The following is a 16,966-nucleotide window of genomic DNA, read 5'->3' as shown; positions in this document are numbered from 1 at the left end:
GTTTACACTATTATAATTTACTGATAATCAAATAATTAATTTATTTTATCATCAAAAAGTGGGTTTACACTGTAAACCATGAATTATGTAAATCCAATTTGTATAAATATGACCAGCTTAATTTCAATTCATAGCTGGCACAACACCAAGGGAGGTCAATTTGATTTATGGTACAGATGCTTTTTGTTCATTTTGTTCACCGAGCGTGCCTGTTTTTTAGGGCTAATGTATAGCCCCGGTGTATATTATTCTGTATAGTTGTATTTAGTTGGTTTGGCTATGAAAAATTATTGCAAAAACATCAGGTAACATTTTTGCTAGTTTCCTTTATCGTCCTTTTCTTTTGTTGCTTTTTCCTTGTCCTTTTGAGCCTGTTCCTGTACTTTTTTGATGGAATCCTGTTTTGCCTTAGCGGCCTTTTTCTTTTTATTAAAAAATCCCCGTAGTAAAAAATTATGCTGCGCGGCTTGTAGGTCTTCATTTAGGGTATTAGTGGTAGTATGTACCTTCTTCATGGTGGTTTGTGCCTGTTTAACAGTATTCTCCATGTTTCTGGCCATATTATCATTATTCAGCAGCCTACCGATGCTTCCCTTACCACTATTGATTTTTCCTACTATCTGCGAAAGGTCTGTCGTTAGCGCTTCTGCGTTATCAGCAACGCGGGTTAGCTTGGTTATTATTCTGTCTACATCAACCGGGTTTATAGAGCCTAAACGCCCCCCTGGTTGTACCTCTTCATGACTTGTTATACCTCCCGGCGCTATCACCACCAGTTTATCACCCATCAGTCCATCGCTCCCAATACTTATTTTCGCATCTGTTTTAATGAATTTTTTAACGCTGTTGTTCAGCGTAAGGTCAACCCTTACCGAGCTATCGGTTATAATGTTAATGGCTTGTACCACCCCTACGTTGATCCCTGCAAAGCGCACATTATTACCCACTTGCAATCCACTCACATTTTTAAATGTTCCATACACGTTAAAGGTGGAATTGAACAAGCCTTTTCGACTGCCAATAAAAAAGATCCCCAGTACCAATACCGCAAGACCGACAAAGGCAAACAGGCCAATTTTTATTTTTTGTGATGATGTGGTTTTCATATCGTTTCGCTAAAAAATGACTTTACAATTTTGTTATCCGATTTTTGCAGCTCTTTATAGGAGCCTTCGGCTATATATTCGCCATCATCCATTATTACAATGCGGTCGGCCGTTATCCTGGCACATTCCATATCATGTGTGATAATGATAGATGATGTTTTATATTTCTTTTGCATATTGAGTATCAACTCACTGATCTCGCGCGAGGTTATAGGGTCAAGGCCGGTAGTTGGCTCATCATACAGCATAATCTCGGGTTTTACAATAAGCGTTCGGGCGAGGCCTACTCTTTTGCGCATCCCGCCTGATAGGTCTGATGGTAATTTATCAATGGCATCCAGCAAACCCACACCATCCAGCACCTCCTCCACCCGTTTATCTATCTCTTGCTGGTCATTAAGCTTTAATACGCGGGTTAACGGAAATTCCAGGTTCTCACGTACGGTCATCGAATCATATAAAGCGCCGCTCTGAAACAAAAAGCCTATTTTCATTCGCAGCTGTTTCAACTCATCATCATTCATTTCGGCAACATTTTCTCCAAAAACTGTCAAATCACCTGCATCCGGTTTTAGAAGGCCTACAATACATTGTATGGTTACCGATTTTCCTGAACCTGATTTTCCCAAAACCACCATATTCTCTCCTCTTTTCAGGTCGAAGGTGATGTTTTTCAATACCTCATTATCCACGAATCCAACTTTTATACCTTTGGCATGTATAACCACCTCATCTTTTGGGGTTGATGCCGGTTTTTTAGAATCAATATTTTCGTTTGTTGCTTTCATCTTATTTATAAAATAACAAACTGGTAATCTGAACGGCTATGGCATCAATAACAAATATCCATAGGGAAGCAGTAACCACAGCCGAATTGGCTGCTATACCTACGCTCTCGGTACCTTTGTTAGAGTGATAACCTTTATAACAGCCAACAAAACCAATCGCGAAGCCAAAAAATATAGTCTTCACCACAGCCGGTAAAAAGTCGGAAAAGTCAAGGGAGGCGATACATTTATGAAAATAAAGTGGAAGGCTGATACTATCTGTAATGTTCAAGGCAAGGAAGCCCCCAAACAAGCCTATCACGTCGCCAATAACAGCCAGAAGGGGCACCATAAGGCTGGTTGCTAAAATTCGCGTAACAACGAGGTATTGCAGCGGGTTGGCTCCAGATACTTCCATGGCATCTATCTGCTCGTTAACCTTCATACTGCCCAACTCGGCTCCAATACTTGAGGCTATTTTACCCGCACAGATAATAGCGGTAATAACGGGCCCTATCTCACGAATAAAAGATACAGCTAGTGTTTTGGGCAGCATACTCTCGGCTCCAAGCGCTACTATAGATGGCCTGAGCTGTACAATTAAAACCAGCCCCATGATAAAGGAGGTAATACCCACCAGCATCATGGAGCGGTAACCTATTTCATAACATTGCCGCACAAACTCCGACCATTCAAAACCGCCGGCGAATATATTTCTGAAAAAACGGGCAAAGAAAACACATTGTTCGCCAATGTCTTCAGCCCACTTTCTCCATCCGGTAATTGCTTGTTCTGCCATAAGTTACGTCAACTAATTGTCAGGGGTACAACAAAGTTCTACCCATTTGTTTTGCAGTTCAAGAAAATTAACCTTTAGGTTCGGCTTGCAGGTTTATGACATTGGTATATCAATGATCAGGAAACGGGAAAAGTCTTCGGGTTCAATTGTAAATGAACTGGTATCATAAACACCCAGGGCATCTCTTTTGTTTAAAACCGTACTGTTTATTTTCACAGAACCTTCAATAACAAACACATAAGCCCCATTTCCAGGTGCTTTTATATCATAATTTAAACTCGTACCTGCTTCAAAATCACCCATGCTAAAAGTGGCATCCTGGTTTAACCAAAGGGTATCTGTGGTTTTTACAGGCGATATCAGCGTGGTGAGCTGGTTGGTTTTAAAAATCCCTTTAAAATCCTTCTGATCATAGCGCGGTTGTATATCACGTTCTTTAGGGAAAAGCCATATCTGCAAGGTTTTAGCCTCTTCTGTACGGGAGGCGTTATATTCAGAATGATAAACCCCTGTTCCAGCAGACATTACCTGTACTTCACCCGCACGGATCACACCGGTATTGCCCATACTGTCTTTATGTTCCAAGCCTCCTTCCAGCGGTATAGTAATGATCTCCATGTTATCGTGAGGATGGGTACCAAAACCCGTACCGCCGGCAATAATATCATCATTTAATACCCGCAATACACCAAAATTAACTTTGTTTGGGTCATAATATGATGCAAAGCTGAATGAAAAGTTAGCTTTTAACCAGCCAATGTTATTTTTTCCACGTTCGTTTTCGGGATAAAATATTGTTTTCATGATGTTCTCCTATTTATGTGTTTAAACACACAATTTTTATTCCACAATTTATTTATGCGTATTTTTGCAAAAAATTGTGCAGACAATGTCAAATAAGGCTATTATTGCAGGTTCGAGCGGACTAATTGGCAGTAATTTATTAGATATTTTACTCCAGGAAGCTTTTTATGATGAAGTTTTAATTCTGGTTAGAAAAGAATTAGCTATCCAGCATCCTAAACTGACCCAATTGGTAATTGATTTTGACCGGCTGGAGGCTTATGCTGACCAGCTTACAGGCCATGCTATATTTTGCTGCCTGGGCACAACCAGGCATAAAACGCCTGATAGGGCTGTTTATCGCAAAATTGATCATGATTACCCCTTGATACTGGCACAACTGGCGCATAAAAACGGCGTGGAACAATATCACCTGGTTTCCTCCATAGGAGCCAATAAAGCGTCTTCTACTTTTTACATTAAAATAAAAGGCGAAACAGAAGCTGATATACAGCAGGTAGGTTTCCCGGCTTTGCATATCTATCGCCCATCGCTATTAATTGGTGAGAGGCGAGAAAAGCGGGTGGAAGAAAAAATAGTAATCGGACTATTTAAAATAATAGATCCGTTATTGTTTGGAGGATTAAAAAAGTACAGAAGCATCCAGGCGAAAACAGTTGCCGTTGCCATGTACAAACAATCAATAAAAACAGATACAGGCTTATTTATATACGAGTCTGATAAAATAAAACAACTATAGTGAGCACTTACATTTCGGCAGAGAATCTTGGTCATCAGTTTCATGACAACTGGCTTTTTAAAAATATAACCATCGGTATAAACCGTGGCCGCAGGGTTGCGCTCGTTGGTGTTAATGGCGCAGGCAAATCTACCCTGCTTAAATTATTGGCGGGCCACCTCAAACCTACTGAAGGTAAGGTGGTTCAAAGCCGCGACCTGAACATGGGCTACCTGGAACAGGACCCTGGTTTTAAAGACGCGGTAACCATTAGCGATTATATTTTTCATGCTGATGACGTGCAGCAACAGCTGATCCGTAAATATGAGGAGCTCCTGGAAAATGAGCCCGACAATTCCAAGGCCATTGAAAAAGTGATGGAGGAGATGAGTGATGTTGATGCCTGGGAATATGAGTACAAGATCAAAACTATTTTAGGCAGGCTGGATATCCATCACCTGAATCAAAAGATCAATACCCTATCCGGCGGACAAAAGAAACGTTTGGCCCTGGCTAAACTGTTGATTGAAGACCCGGACATTTATATTTTAGATGAGCCAACCAACCACCTGGATATTGATACTATAGAGTGGCTGGAGAAATTACTGACCGAAGGCAACAAAACCATATTGATGGTTACACACGACAGGTATTTCCTGGATAATGTATGTAACGAGATATTAGAGATAGACCGGGGCAAAATACAACCCTATAATGGCAGCTATGGATATTATCTGGAAAAGAAAGCCGAACGCGATGCAGCGGACGAAGCCTCTTTCCAAAAAAACAGCAATTTGTTACGTAAGGAGCTGGAATGGATGCGCAGACAGCCACAGGCCCGCGGAACAAAATCAAAAGCCCGCATCGACGCCTATTATGACCTGGAAGAGAAAACTAAAAGTGGCGGCATACGTGAAAAAGTTGAACTGAGTGTAAAAACTGCACGTCAGGGTAACAAGATCATGGAGATGGAACACCTTTATAAATCATTCAACAACCATACCTTTATTAAAGACTTTAACTATGTATTTAAAAAAGGTGACCGTATTGGTTTAGCTGGTCGTAACGGCAGTGGAAAATCAACATTGCTTAACCTGATCACCGGAGGCTTACAACCCGACAAAGGAACAGTAATAAAAGGCGAAACTACCGTTTTAGGCTATTTTCATCAGTCGGGCATTAAGTTTAAGGAAGACGAACGCGTAATTGATATTGTAAAAAACGTTGCTGAGTTTATAACCATGGCTGATGGTAAAACCATCTCAGCCTCTGCCCTGCTCACTTTATTCCTGTTTCCACCCGCAAAACAGTATGGCTTTATATCCAAACTAAGCGGTGGCGAAAAGAAACGGTTGCAATTGATGAGCATCCTGATGAAGAATCCTAATTTCCTGATACTGGATGAGCCTACCAATGACCTGGATATTGATACCCTGAATGTATTGGAAGAGTTTTTAACCAATTATACAGGCGTATTAATGATCGTATCGCACGATAGGTATCTATTGGATAAACTAACCGATCAGCTATTCATTATGGAAGATGGCGGTCAGGTACGTATCTATAATGGCAACTATTCATCTTACCGCATTGATCTGGAAGAAGAAAAACAACAAGCTAAAAAGCCTGCCCCTGTTGCGCCTACTGCATCTCCTGCTCCTAAAAAAAGCAAATTAAGCTTTAAAGAAGCAAAAGAACTGGAAACAACAGAAGCAGAAATACAAGCTATAGAAATCCAGATAAAAGATAAAACCGAGCAGTTAAATACTACAGGTATAGCTCCGGTAAAGCTGAATGAGATACTGGCTGAAATTGACGTTCTGAATAAGAAATTGGATGCTAAAAGCATGCGCTGGATGGAGTTAACCGAATTAAACGAATCATAGCATGAAAACGTCAGATATTATTGCTTCTGTAGGTGTGATCATACTTTTGATCGCTTTTTTGCTAAATTTATTTAACAAATTATCAGCCGAAAGCAAGACATATAAGCTCATGAATTTTGTAGGTGCTGGCACTTGCTGTTATGCTTCATACATGGTTAGTTTTTATCCATTTGTTGTACTAGAAGGTGTTTGGGGCTTTGTAGCTTTAATATCATTATTAAAGGTTCCACGTGGAACATCGGTATAGATTGAATAATTTTGTATTCTGTTATTCGAATCAGACTAAAAGAATTTAATGTTCCACGTGGAACATTAGTACTAAATAAGATCATCAAAATCGCTTATTTTAAGCATAATTGACTATAAGATCATAATGTTCCACGTGGAACATGGAGGTAAAAATGTTTAAGAAATATAATGTAATAGTTGTTGGTGCAGGCCACGCCGGCTGTGAAGCTGCTGCTGCTGCTGCCAACCTGGGGTCGTCTGTATTGCTCATTACCATGAATATGGGAACAATAGCACAGATGAGTTGTAACCCTGCTATGGGTGGTGTTGCCAAGGGACAAATAGTGCGTGAGATAGATGCTTTAGGTGGCTATTCAGGTATTATTACAGACAAAACTTCTATCCAATTTCGCATGCTGAACCAGTCAAAAGGTCCTGCTATGTGGAGCCCACGGGCACAAAGTGATCGTATGCGATTTGCCGAAGAATGGCGTTTAGCTTTGGAAAGAACACCGAATGTTGACTTCTGGCAGGATACTGTTACCTCTCTTTTAGTAAAGGATAATACCATCAAAGGGGTACGTACTTCCATAGGTGTAGAGATAGAAGCCGACTCTGTTGTGCTCACTAACGGCACCTTCTTAAACGGTGTAATACATATAGGTGAAAAGAAATTTGGTGGTGGCAGATCTGGTGAAAAATCAGCTACTGGCTTAACCGAACAACTGGTTACCTTAGGTTTTGATTCTGGTAGAATGAAGACCGGTACTCCTCCCCGTATTGATGGTCGCAGCTTAAATTATAGCCTGATGGAAGAGCAATGGGGTGATGAAGAACGCGGTCGCTTTTCCTTTACCGATGTTGATATGATCCAGGAACAACGCTGCTGCTGGATTACTTATACCAATACCAAAGTACACGAAACATTAAAAGAAGGCTTTGAAAGATCGCCTATGTTTACCGGCAGAATCAAAGGTTTAGGCCCACGTTATTGCCCTTCTATTGAAGATAAAATAAACCGTTTTGCCGAACGCGACCGTCACCAGATATTTGTTGAACCCGAGGGATTGAACACAATTGAGATCTATGTAAATGGTTTCTCAACCTCCTTACCAGAGGATGTACAATACAAAGCGCTTACCCAAATACCAGGTTTTGAGAACGCCAAAATGTTTCGCCCGGGTTATGCTATCGAATATGATTACTTCCCGCCTACCCAGTTAGGTTTAACTTTAGAGACCAAATTGATCAGTAACCTGTACTTTGCAGGGCAGATCAATGGTACTACCGGATATGAAGAAGCAGCCTCACAAGGATTCATTGCAGGTATAAACGCACACCAAAAAATCAACGATAAACATGAGCTGATCCTGAAAAGATCAGAGTCATACATCGGTGTATTGATAGATGACCTGGTGACCAAAGGCACCGAAGAGCCATACCGCATGTTCACCTCCAGGGCCGAACACCGTTTGTTACTACGCCAGGATAACGCCGATATTAGGCTTAGTCCTATGGGTCATGAGCTCGGATTGATCAATGATGAACGGCTAGAGAAGGTAAAACAAAAGGTTAAAAACTCTGATGACATTGTTGCATACACCAGGAGCAAATCAATAGACCCATCACATGTGAATACCTTACTTGACGACTTGGGTACAAGTCCCCTATCGCAAAGTGCCAAACTCTTTAATTTATTAAGCCGCCCGCAAGTAGGTTTTAATGACCTTAAAAAAGTTGATGAACCATTGGCAGAATTATTATCAGCCTATGATAAAGAAACTGTTGAGCAGGCTGAAATAAAAATCAAATATGAGAGTTACTTTATAAAAGAAATGGAAATTGTTGACCGCATGAAAAAAATGGAAGACAGGGAAATCAATCCTGAGTTTGATTATCATACCCTGGTATCACTTTCAAAAGAAGCACGCGAAAAACTGATGAAGATAAAACCACGCACTTTAGGTCAGGCTTCCCGGATTTCGGGTGTGTCACCGTCTGATATTTCAGTTTTGATGGTTCATGTCTCCAGATAAGTTATAACTTATTGATAATAAACATGTTATAAAACATTGTTTTAAATCAATTATTTTCATTTTTTAATACTGTAGGTCATAAAAATATAAAAATCGCTTATATCGCCTAAAAACCATGTTAAATAAAAAACGGGTCAATTTTCACAATTTTCCATTCTATTTTTTGGCTATTTTATTCCTATTTGGCTGCGCGGCACAACAACCACCCCAGGGAGGACCGCGCGACCTTACTCCACCAAAATTGGTGAAGGCCATACCGGCCAATAAAACACGGAATTTTAACGCCAAAGAAATTAGTCTCGAATTTGATGAGTTTATTAAGCTCACCAATCAGTACCAGGAAATAAGCATGAGCCCGACGATGGAAAAACAACCCGAGTATACTTCAAGCAAAAGGATACTAAAAATAAAATTGAAAGACACCCTTCAAAAAAATACAACTTACGTTATCAATTTTGGAAAATCCATCCAGGATGTTAACGAGAGTAACGTTCTTAAAAATTTTACTTACGTTTTCTCAACCGGTCCCCATATTGACTCATTAAGTATCGCAGGTAGCGTTACTAATACTTTAACCCAGGAAAAAGAAAAAGATGTAACTGTGATGCTTTTCCCATTAAAACAGGACTCGCTCCTTTTTGGGAAAAAGAAACCAAGTATTTTTGCAACAACAGATTCCTCCGGAAATTTTAGCTTAAATAATTTGCGCGAAGACAATTACCGGATCTACGCCTTAAAAGAAGCATCACCCAATAAGATATTTGATAACGACCAGGAATTAATAGCTTTCTTGAAAAAGCCCATCCATCTCAGATCTGATACCTCAAACGTGCAGTTAAATCTTTTTAAGCAAGTTCCCGAAAAATTCAGGTTTTCAGAAAAGCGTTTTGATACCGACGGAAAATTGCTTTTTGTTTTTAATAAGGCATTAACCAATCCTTCCATAAAAGTTATCTATCCTGCAGACATCGACAAACAAAAACAAGTTGATTTTAGTAAAACAAAAGATACGGCATCTGTTTACCTGCGGAATATGAATTTTGATTCTATCAGGGTAGCAGTATTTGATAATGGTAAACCTATTGACTCCACTTCTCTTTTAAAAGGTAAAAAGGAAACATTTCAGCGATCCTTAACCTTTCAGTATAACATTAATGGCAACAACCTATTAAAGCCCGGTACTGATTTAAAATTGACGGCCAGCTTACCTATAGAAAACTTTGATAATTCACTCATTACTCTTAATGAAGATTCTGTTGCTGTTGCTACCAGTGATCTTACTTTACAAAAGGATACCGGGAATTTTAAAAAGATTACTGTAAAATATCGTTGGCGACAAGGCAGCAAATACGAAATTATATTTAACGAAGCTGCATTTACCTCTATATACGGCGATAAGAATAAGAGAATACCAAAAAAGTTTCAGATAGATAAAACAGATAATTACAGTACACTCACTCTGAAAGTTACGCTGCCGGCAGATACTTCAAAAGCATACGTTGTTGAACTATTAAACGAACAAAAGAAGATTTTACAAAGTGATCCGATAAGGCGCAATGGATCTATCGTTTATAAAAATATTATTACAGGTAAATATCTGTTACGCGTTATTTATGATGAAAATAAAAACGGTAAATGGGATAGCGGAAACGTACACCTCAGAAAACAGCCAGAAAATATTTGGGTAAGTGATAAAATAATATCCTTAAGACCAAACTGGGAAGCCGAAGAAGCTATTACCGTACCTAAAGAACCTATTACTCCTTAAACCAACCGGAGTACATGATATAATTATTAGGTAGCTGTTTGAGCATCGCTTTTTGCTCCTCTGTTAAAGGCTTTATCTTTTTGGCTGGGATACCGGCATACAAGTATCCCGATTCACAGATCGTGTTTTCCAATACCACTGCCCCAGCAGCAATGATCACAAATTCGTTTACAACAGCGTGATCCATTACTATGGCACCCATGCCTACCAATGAATGATCATGCAGCGTACAGCCATGCACAAGAGCATTGTGGCCTATAGAAACGTTACTGCCTATATTGGTAGCCGCTTTTAAATAAGTGGCATGTATCACTGCTCCATCCTGTATATTGGTATTATCGCCTATTTTAATATAATGTACATCACCCCGAATCACAGCATTAAACCAAACCGAACAATTTTTACCCATTACTACATCACCCACAATCGTGGCATTTGGCGCGATAAAACAATCCTCGCCCCAAATTGGACTTTTATCTTTTACAGGCAGTATAATGGGCATCGTTTAATTATTGAATTAATGAATGATTGAACTATTGATTTGATGTACTTTTTATTTATGTTTGGATACAAATTTAAGCGGAAATAGCTCAGCTGGTAGAGCATCAGTTTCCCAAACTGAAGGCCGCGGGTTCGAATCCCGTTTTCCGCTCAAATTATCTCTTTCTCTGTTTTGATTTGCTTTAATGCGATCTGTGCTTCTATCGGATACTTACTAAAATTGCTGAATATCTGGTCGAATTCCTCAGTATCACAAATCTTAAATTTATCATAGTAGAATCTAATCGTTCTATCTCGCCTTTCCTTCTGCTCACCAACAGATCCCGCAAATGCCCTCTTAACAAGCTGTATGACCATTTCTTTATTAATACCACAGTAAATAATCAGCAGAAAAAGACCAATAAAATTCAAGTTAAGTTTTTCTACAGTAAAATTAATGATATTCAATGCATACAGAATCAAAAGTCTTAAAACTAAAAACCATTCTTTTTCTGGCTTAATAATTTTAATACTTACCAGAATGAGCAAAAGGATAAATCCTAAATAATTATATACTGATAATACATATCCACCCTCAAAATGCCGGGAAATACTTATACTTATTAATAATCCCAACAGGACTAAAAAAGCAACATCAACATATTTTTTAGGTTTGATCATATTTAAAATACAGTATCCTCTACTTTTTCAGCATGTAGCGGGTAATCCGTAGTATAATGCAGTCCTCTGCTTTCTTTTCTGAGCATAGCCGATTTTACTACGATAAATGACACCTGTATCAAATTACGCAGCTCGCAAAGTTTTACAGATAGTTTTGTTTTTTTATAAAAAGACTCTGTTTCTTCGTATAATAAACCTAACCTCCTCAAGGCTCTTTCCAATCTGAAATCAGAACGAACAATACCAACATAGTCATTCATCAGTTTCTGCATTTCGCGTACGTTGTGCGTTACCAGGATATCTTCGTTTGATAGTTGTACACCTTTTTCATCCCAATCAGGGATATTATCCGGGATAACAAAATCTTTAAATTTACTTACCGCATCATCATATATACGGTGCGCAAAAACCAAAGCCTCTAATAAAGAATTAGAAGCCAAACGATTAGCACCATGTAAGCCCGTTGAAGAGCATTCGCCACAGGCATATAAGCGCAGTATAGATGACTGCCCAGCATGATCAACCATTACACCACCACACATGTAATGACAGGCTGGCGCTACCGGGATCATATCCTTGGTCATATCAATACCTATCTCCAGGCATTTAGCATATATATTAGGAAAATGATTTAAAATATCTTTTTTACTGCGATGTCTGATATCCAGGTAAACAAAATCTTCACCCGATTTTTTGATCTCCGCATCAATAGCACGGGCAGTAATATCACGTGGGGCTAATGATTTGCGCGGATCATATTCTTCCATAAACTCTTCGCCATTGGTACGTCTCAACACACCGCCAAAACCACGTACTGCTTCTGATATTAAAAAAGAAGGATACTCACCCGGGTTATATAAAGCTGTAGGATGAAATTGTATAAACTCCATATTACGCACTTTTCCTTTAGCACGATAAACCATAGCAACTCCATCGCCGGTAGCAATGGTTGGGTTAGTAGTCACCGCATAAATATGACCAGCACCACCCGAAGCCATCACAGTTACCTTTGATAATATCTTTTCAACAATATTACTTTCTGTGTTGAAAGCATAAATACCATAGCAAGTGATATCCGTACTGGATTTTCCAACCAACTCGCCCAAATGATGCTGAGTGATCAAATCAACAGCGAAATAATGGGTTAATATTTCAATATTCGGGTTCTTATGGATCTCTTCTAATAACGATCTTTCAATTTCCCAGCCGGTAACATCTTTATAATGTAGTACCCTGAATTCTGAATGTCCACCTTCTTTGGCCAGGTCATAAAAGCCTTCATTTGTCTTGTCAAAATTGGTTCCGTAATCAATAATTTCATTGATACGCGCCGGACCTTCTTTAACAACTGCTTCCACAACTTCTTTGTCGCAAAGCCCATCACCCGATATTAAGGTGTCTTCTATATGTTTTTCAAAAGAATCTTCTTTTTTATCCACAACCACCGCTACACCGCCCTGGGCATACTTAGTGTTTGATTCATCTTCGTTTGATTTTGTAACTATCAGAACCTTACCATGCTTTGCCGCTTTTAGGGCAAAACTCAATCCGGCGATCCCTGATCCCACAACCAGAAAATCAACTGTTTTGGTCATATTATATGTATAAATTGTGTAAAAGTACTACTTGTGTTAATAACAGGTACAAAAGGTGTTAATTTTGTGTAAACAAATAGCTAACAAATAATCAAATAGTTGATAACTCCCATTTTTGATGCTAATATGAATAATTTTTGAGCGACTTTTGAGGTACTAAAGTCATATAGCTAACATTTTACCCACCCACAAAATATTAACATAAAACTTTTTCAAATAAAATTTGATTGTCATACGAATCACAAAATCAATCAAATATAATATCAAAAGATGTGGATAACTGTTAGTAAAATGTGAAAACTAATTAATGAGACAAAATATATCACGACTTTTGCACAATACTAACACACCAATAAACAATAGTTTTATTTATACAAAAAATAGTTGTTATTAATTGAAATGTTGAAATGGATATCTTCGAAGAATTAAATGTGAAAGGATTTGTGGACGAATACATCGACCCCACGCTGGATCTTTTTGATGAGATTGAAAAACTTAAAAAGGAAAAAAATGCAGTTATTTTGGCTCATTATTACCAGGAACCCGATATCCAGGATATTGCGGATTATATTGGAGATAGTTTGGGGCTTTCGCAACAAGCCGCAAAAACTGACGCCGATATTATCGTTTTCGCCGGAGTACACTTCATGGCCGAAACTGCCAAGATACTTTCACCAAACAAAAAAGTTTTATTACCCGACTTAAAGGCAGGTTGCTCATTAGCTGATAGTTGTCCGCCCCATTTATTTAAAAAGTTTAAGGAAAACTATCCCGATCACCTGGTGATCACCTATGTAAACTGCACGGCCGAACTGAAAGCTTTAAGTGATATTGTTTGTACATCAAGTAACGCTGTGGCCATTGTAGAGAGCTTACCAAAAGATCAAAAGATCATATTTGGACCGGATAAAAACCTGGGGGCTTATGTGGCTAAAAAAACAGGACGAGACCTGGTATTGTGGAACGGAGCCTGTATGGTTCATGAAATTTTCTCCAGGGAAAAGATCACTAAACTCAAGGAAAGGTACCCCAATGCTAAACTGCTGGCACACCCTGAATGTGAGGAAGTTATACTTCAAATGGCCGATTATATAGGTTCAACAACCGGGATACTAAAATATGCCGGCAGTCATCCGGATAAAGAATTTATAGTAGCTACCGAAGCAGGGATATTACACCAGATGCAAAAGGAAAACCCGGATAAAACGTTTATTCCGGCTCCGCCAAACAATAATTGCGCTTGTAACGATTGTCCGCACATGAAACGTAACACATTGGAAAAATTATACCTGTGTTTAAAGAATGGATCACCGGAAATTACTGTTCCTCAGCATATTATTGAGCGTGCGGTAAAACCGATTGAACGTATGCTGGAAATATCGGCACGGTTGGGATTATAAAGAGGTGGGATTTTGTTAGGAGCCTAAAAAGCCTAAAATTTTTTTCCGCCTTTGGCGGATATATTGGGTTATTGCGCCGTCAGATGTTTGTAGTGATTAGCAGGCTAAAATCCTAAAAAAATTTCCCGCCTTCGGCGGTAGACATCATGGTTGTTTTTTGCGACGGCCCGGAAATTTTATGAAGTCTGAAATGTTCCGGCGTCAACAATACGGCAGAACATTTTTGTACTTTTGCAGATTATCATATTTAAGAAAAAATGTTTGAAAATCAGGATAGGACGAATTTAGAGGACTTGGGTGAATTTGGCCTCATAGGTCATCTGACAAAAAATATAAAACTGACCCAGCAAAGTACTGTAAAGGGTGTTGGTGATGATGCCGCTGTACTTGATTTTACGGGCAAAAAAGTGTTGGTAAGCACCGATATGTTGCTGGAGGGTATCCATTTTGATCTGGCCTATACTCCTTTAAAACATTTAGGTTACAAAGCCATACAGGTAAATCTGAGCGATATTTATGCCATGAATGGTACCGCTTCGCAGGTTACGGTATCTATCGGTATGTCGAGCAAATTTCCGCTGGAAGCTATTGAAGAACTATATGAAGGCATTTATATTGCCTGCGAAAAATATAATGTAGACCTGGTTGGGGGCGATACTACTTCGTCGAAACAAGGTTTAGTGATCAGTGTAACTTCTATTGGTTATGCTGATGAAGCCGACGTAACCTACCGCAATACAGCCGGTGAAGGCGACCTGATCTGTGTATCAGGTGATCTGGGCGGCGCCTATGTTGGTTTGCAATTGTTGGAACGCGAAAAACTGATCTACCTGGAAAATCCAAAAATTCAGCCCGATCTGGAAGGCAAGGATTATATTGTGGAGCGCCAGTTAAAACCGGAGGCCCGTCGGGATATTGTAGAATTGTTGAAAAGCATCGATGTAAAACCAACGGCCATGATTGATGTATCTGACGGCTTGGCTTCGGAGATATTGCACATCTGTAAGCAAAGCGACAAGGGTTGTAATTTGTACGAAGATAAGATCCCGCTTGACCCGATGACCTATGAAACAGCCCGTGAGTTTAACCTTGATCCTACCGTTTGCGCACTGAGTGGCGGCGAAGACTACGAACTGCTTTTTACCGTAAAACAAGCCGACTACGAGAAGATCAAGTTCAAGATGGATATCACCATCATCGGGCATATTACCGAGCCCTCAGCGGGCTGTAACCTCATTACAAAAACAGGTAACGTACATGCCCTGAAAGCCCAGGGATGGAATGCTTTTAAAAAGGACTAATAAATGTCGAAGGTTTTTGATAAATTTTATTTAAATAATCATCCTGATGGCGAGGTTCCTCAGCAGGTAAAACGAGCTGTGCTTTTATTGGTTTGTGCGCTTGTTTTACAAATGATAAGCAGCTTTTTGGATGAATTTAATTTATCGGCCACTATTGTTACTCTTGGCGTTTTTATATTTTTTATATACACAGCAGGCGAAGGAATAAATGCAGCGAGGCAAATACTATTGGTACTGATAATACTCAACCTTATTTTTTTTATTTGCACTGTTTTATATATAAATGGATTCATAAAAAATAGGCATGCAAAAGATAATGGCATTGCTTACTCTTATATTGCCTTACATTTTATGGAGCTATCCGCTGAAATTGGGGCCATAAGTCTTTTGTTCTCTAAGCAGGCTAATAGTTGGTTTAACAGGAAGCGACAGCGTAAAACAACCGCTTAATCTTACAGGAAAATCTAACTTTTCTCAGGAAGGGATAAGCTTATTCCGTCGTATTTCTTTTATATTTAGATACTAAACCATATCAGATGAAACCACTGTCACTTTTCCTGCTTGTTTTCTTTTTAACCTTGAACTGTAAAGCACAGCAGGGTATTTTATTTAAGATAAAATACTTACCAAAGCATTCCTATAACTCCATCATACATTCGGGGTTAAATATGGAAATGGATTTTGATGGTACCCAGCAACAAAAGGATTCCATAAAAAAAACGGGAGCGCCGTTTCCTGTAATAATGACAGCCGAATCGGACATAAATACCATCGCAACTACCGGATCCGTTAACTCCCAGAAATTTTTCCCATATACCCTGAAGTATGTGGACGTTAAATCAAAACGGGTAGTAAACGGTGAGGAAATAAATACAAAAAGCCCATTGGTGGGTCAAATCGCATATGGCCATACTGACCCGGATGGTTTAGCTCAGGTAGACTCGATTCCTGGTAAAACACTGGATGACGCAACAAAAAAGGCAATTGCCGGAACGATTAACTCTGTCCGTCAGCAAATAAAATTTCCTGATCAACCCATAAAAGTTGGAGGTACATTTTCACAAGAAATTCCGCTAAATTTACCCGTATCCGGAATGGATATGCAAATGAAAATAAAGATGGTATATAAATTAATATCCATTACCGATAATAAGGCCTTTTTTGATATAGATGAATCCCTGTCATTCGATATGAGTATGGTTAAAAATGAAACGGAAATGATAGCAACAGGATCCGGAAAAGGGATTGGAAAATTGATATACAGTATTACAGATAATTATCCCCTTGAGATAGATACCAATTTAGATTTCGATTTTAAAATGGGGATTAAAGATTTTAAAATGATTGCCAAAGCGAAGATGACCATGACACATAAAAGCACAATTGCCAGTCTTTAA

Annotated in this window: 16 protein-coding genes and 1 tRNA gene; 10 read left to right on the top strand and 7 right to left on the bottom strand. The window is 39.0% G+C overall.

What is annotated here, in order from left to right:
- Window positions 1-317: 317 nt before the first annotated feature.
- The 4 genes from AC57BQ_RS23160 to AC57BQ_RS23145 form a co-directional block, all read right to left on the bottom strand.
- Entirely contained in the window at window positions 318-1,106 is a 789-nt protein-coding gene (locus AC57BQ_RS23160) for an MlaD family protein (RefSeq protein ID WP_496408516.1), read from the bottom strand.
- Window positions 1,103-1,894 carry an ABC transporter ATP-binding protein gene (locus tag AC57BQ_RS23155; protein WP_496408515.1) on the bottom strand — a complete coding sequence of 264 codons (792 nt, stop codon included), beginning with the start codon at window positions 1,892-1,894 and terminating at the stop codon, window positions 1,103-1,105. The genes AC57BQ_RS23160 and AC57BQ_RS23155 overlap by 4 nt, the downstream gene beginning before the upstream one ends.
- Before the next feature lies 1 nt (window position 1,895).
- The gene (locus tag AC57BQ_RS23150; protein WP_090473723.1) at window positions 1,896-2,672 is read right to left on the bottom strand and encodes an MlaE family ABC transporter permease; all 777 of its coding nucleotides are present in this window, start codon (window positions 2,670-2,672) and stop codon (window positions 1,896-1,898) included.
- Window positions 2,673-2,765: 93 nt separating this feature from the next.
- A complete protein-coding gene (locus AC57BQ_RS23145; RefSeq protein WP_496408514.1) occupies window positions 2,766-3,476 on the bottom strand; it encodes a pirin family protein in 711 nt (236 codons plus the stop codon).
- An 85-nt stretch (window positions 3,477-3,561) separates the two neighbouring features.
- Between AC57BQ_RS23145 and AC57BQ_RS23140 the strand changes: the two genes are divergently transcribed.
- From AC57BQ_RS23140 to AC57BQ_RS23120, 5 genes are all read left to right on the top strand, one after another.
- Window positions 3,562-4,215 (top strand): oxidoreductase, encoded by a 654-nt coding sequence (locus tag AC57BQ_RS23140; RefSeq protein ID WP_496408513.1) that lies wholly within the window; start codon window positions 3,562-3,564, stop codon window positions 4,213-4,215.
- On the top strand, window positions 4,215-6,080 hold the full coding sequence (locus AC57BQ_RS23135; protein WP_496408512.1) for an ABC-F family ATP-binding cassette domain-containing protein: 1,866 nt from the start codon (window positions 4,215-4,217) through the stop codon (window positions 6,078-6,080). Before AC57BQ_RS23140 ends, AC57BQ_RS23135 begins: the two co-directional genes overlap by 1 nt.
- 1 nt (window position 6,081) lies before the next feature.
- Window positions 6,082-6,327 (top strand): CBU_0592 family membrane protein, encoded by a 246-nt coding sequence (locus AC57BQ_RS23130; RefSeq protein WP_218128523.1) that lies wholly within the window; start codon window positions 6,082-6,084, stop codon window positions 6,325-6,327.
- A gap of 154 nt (window positions 6,328-6,481) precedes the next feature.
- Window positions 6,482-8,344 carry a tRNA uridine-5-carboxymethylaminomethyl(34) synthesis enzyme MnmG gene (gene mnmG, locus AC57BQ_RS23125; protein ID WP_496408511.1) on the top strand — a complete coding sequence of 621 codons (1,863 nt, stop codon included), beginning with the start codon at window positions 6,482-6,484 and terminating at the stop codon, window positions 8,342-8,344.
- A gap of 115 nt (window positions 8,345-8,459) precedes the next feature.
- On the top strand, window positions 8,460-10,112 hold the full coding sequence (locus AC57BQ_RS23120) for an Ig-like domain-containing domain (protein ID WP_496408510.1): 1,653 nt from the start codon (window positions 8,460-8,462) through the stop codon (window positions 10,110-10,112).
- Here AC57BQ_RS23120 and AC57BQ_RS23115 read toward each other — a convergent pair.
- Window positions 10,102-10,614: a gamma carbonic anhydrase family protein gene (locus tag AC57BQ_RS23115; protein ID WP_496408509.1), complete on the bottom strand. Its 513-nt coding sequence runs from the start codon at window positions 10,612-10,614 to the stop codon at window positions 10,102-10,104. The genes AC57BQ_RS23120 and AC57BQ_RS23115 overlap by 11 nt on opposite strands.
- Before the next feature lie 77 nt (window positions 10,615-10,691).
- Here AC57BQ_RS23115 and AC57BQ_RS23110 point away from each other — a divergent pair.
- A tRNA-Gly gene (locus AC57BQ_RS23110) sits at window positions 10,692-10,764 on the top strand.
- Here AC57BQ_RS23110 and AC57BQ_RS23105 read toward each other — a convergent pair.
- Together AC57BQ_RS23105 and nadB are read right to left on the bottom strand one after the other, a co-directional pair.
- Complete coding sequence (locus tag AC57BQ_RS23105) at window positions 10,764-11,273, bottom strand: hypothetical protein (protein WP_496408508.1); 510 nt, start codon at window positions 11,271-11,273, stop codon at window positions 10,764-10,766. The two genes, AC57BQ_RS23110 and AC57BQ_RS23105, sit on opposite strands and share 1 nt — an antisense overlap.
- Window positions 11,274-11,275: 2 nt before the next feature.
- A complete protein-coding gene (gene nadB / locus AC57BQ_RS23100; RefSeq protein ID WP_496408507.1) occupies window positions 11,276-12,868 on the bottom strand; it encodes an L-aspartate oxidase in 1,593 nt (530 codons plus the stop codon).
- A 407-nt stretch (window positions 12,869-13,275) separates the two neighbouring features.
- On the opposite strand from nadB, the gene nadA reads away from it, so the two are divergent.
- The 4 genes from nadA (at window position 13,276) to AC57BQ_RS23080 (ending at window position 16,966) form a co-directional block, all read left to right on the top strand.
- On the top strand, window positions 13,276-14,268 hold the full coding sequence (nadA, locus tag AC57BQ_RS23095) for a quinolinate synthase NadA (protein WP_496408506.1): 993 nt from the start codon (window positions 13,276-13,278) through the stop codon (window positions 14,266-14,268).
- Window positions 14,269-14,525: 257 nt separating this feature from the next.
- On the top strand, window positions 14,526-15,569 hold the full coding sequence (thiL, locus tag AC57BQ_RS23090) for a thiamine-phosphate kinase (RefSeq protein WP_496408505.1): 1,044 nt from the start codon (window positions 14,526-14,528) through the stop codon (window positions 15,567-15,569).
- Window positions 15,570-15,572: 3 nt separating this feature from the next.
- Window positions 15,573-16,019, top strand: a complete 447-nt coding sequence (locus AC57BQ_RS23085) for a hypothetical protein (RefSeq protein WP_496408504.1) — start codon at window positions 15,573-15,575, stop codon at window positions 16,017-16,019.
- Between the two features lie 86 nt (window positions 16,020-16,105).
- Window positions 16,106-16,966 (top strand): hypothetical protein, encoded by an 861-nt coding sequence (locus AC57BQ_RS23080; RefSeq protein WP_496408503.1) that lies wholly within the window; start codon window positions 16,106-16,108, stop codon window positions 16,964-16,966.

This window comes from Mucilaginibacter sp. BGA-UO-ETr-C110 (assembly GCF_059567985.1).
This window is presented reverse-complemented; position numbering and strand designations above follow the sequence as displayed.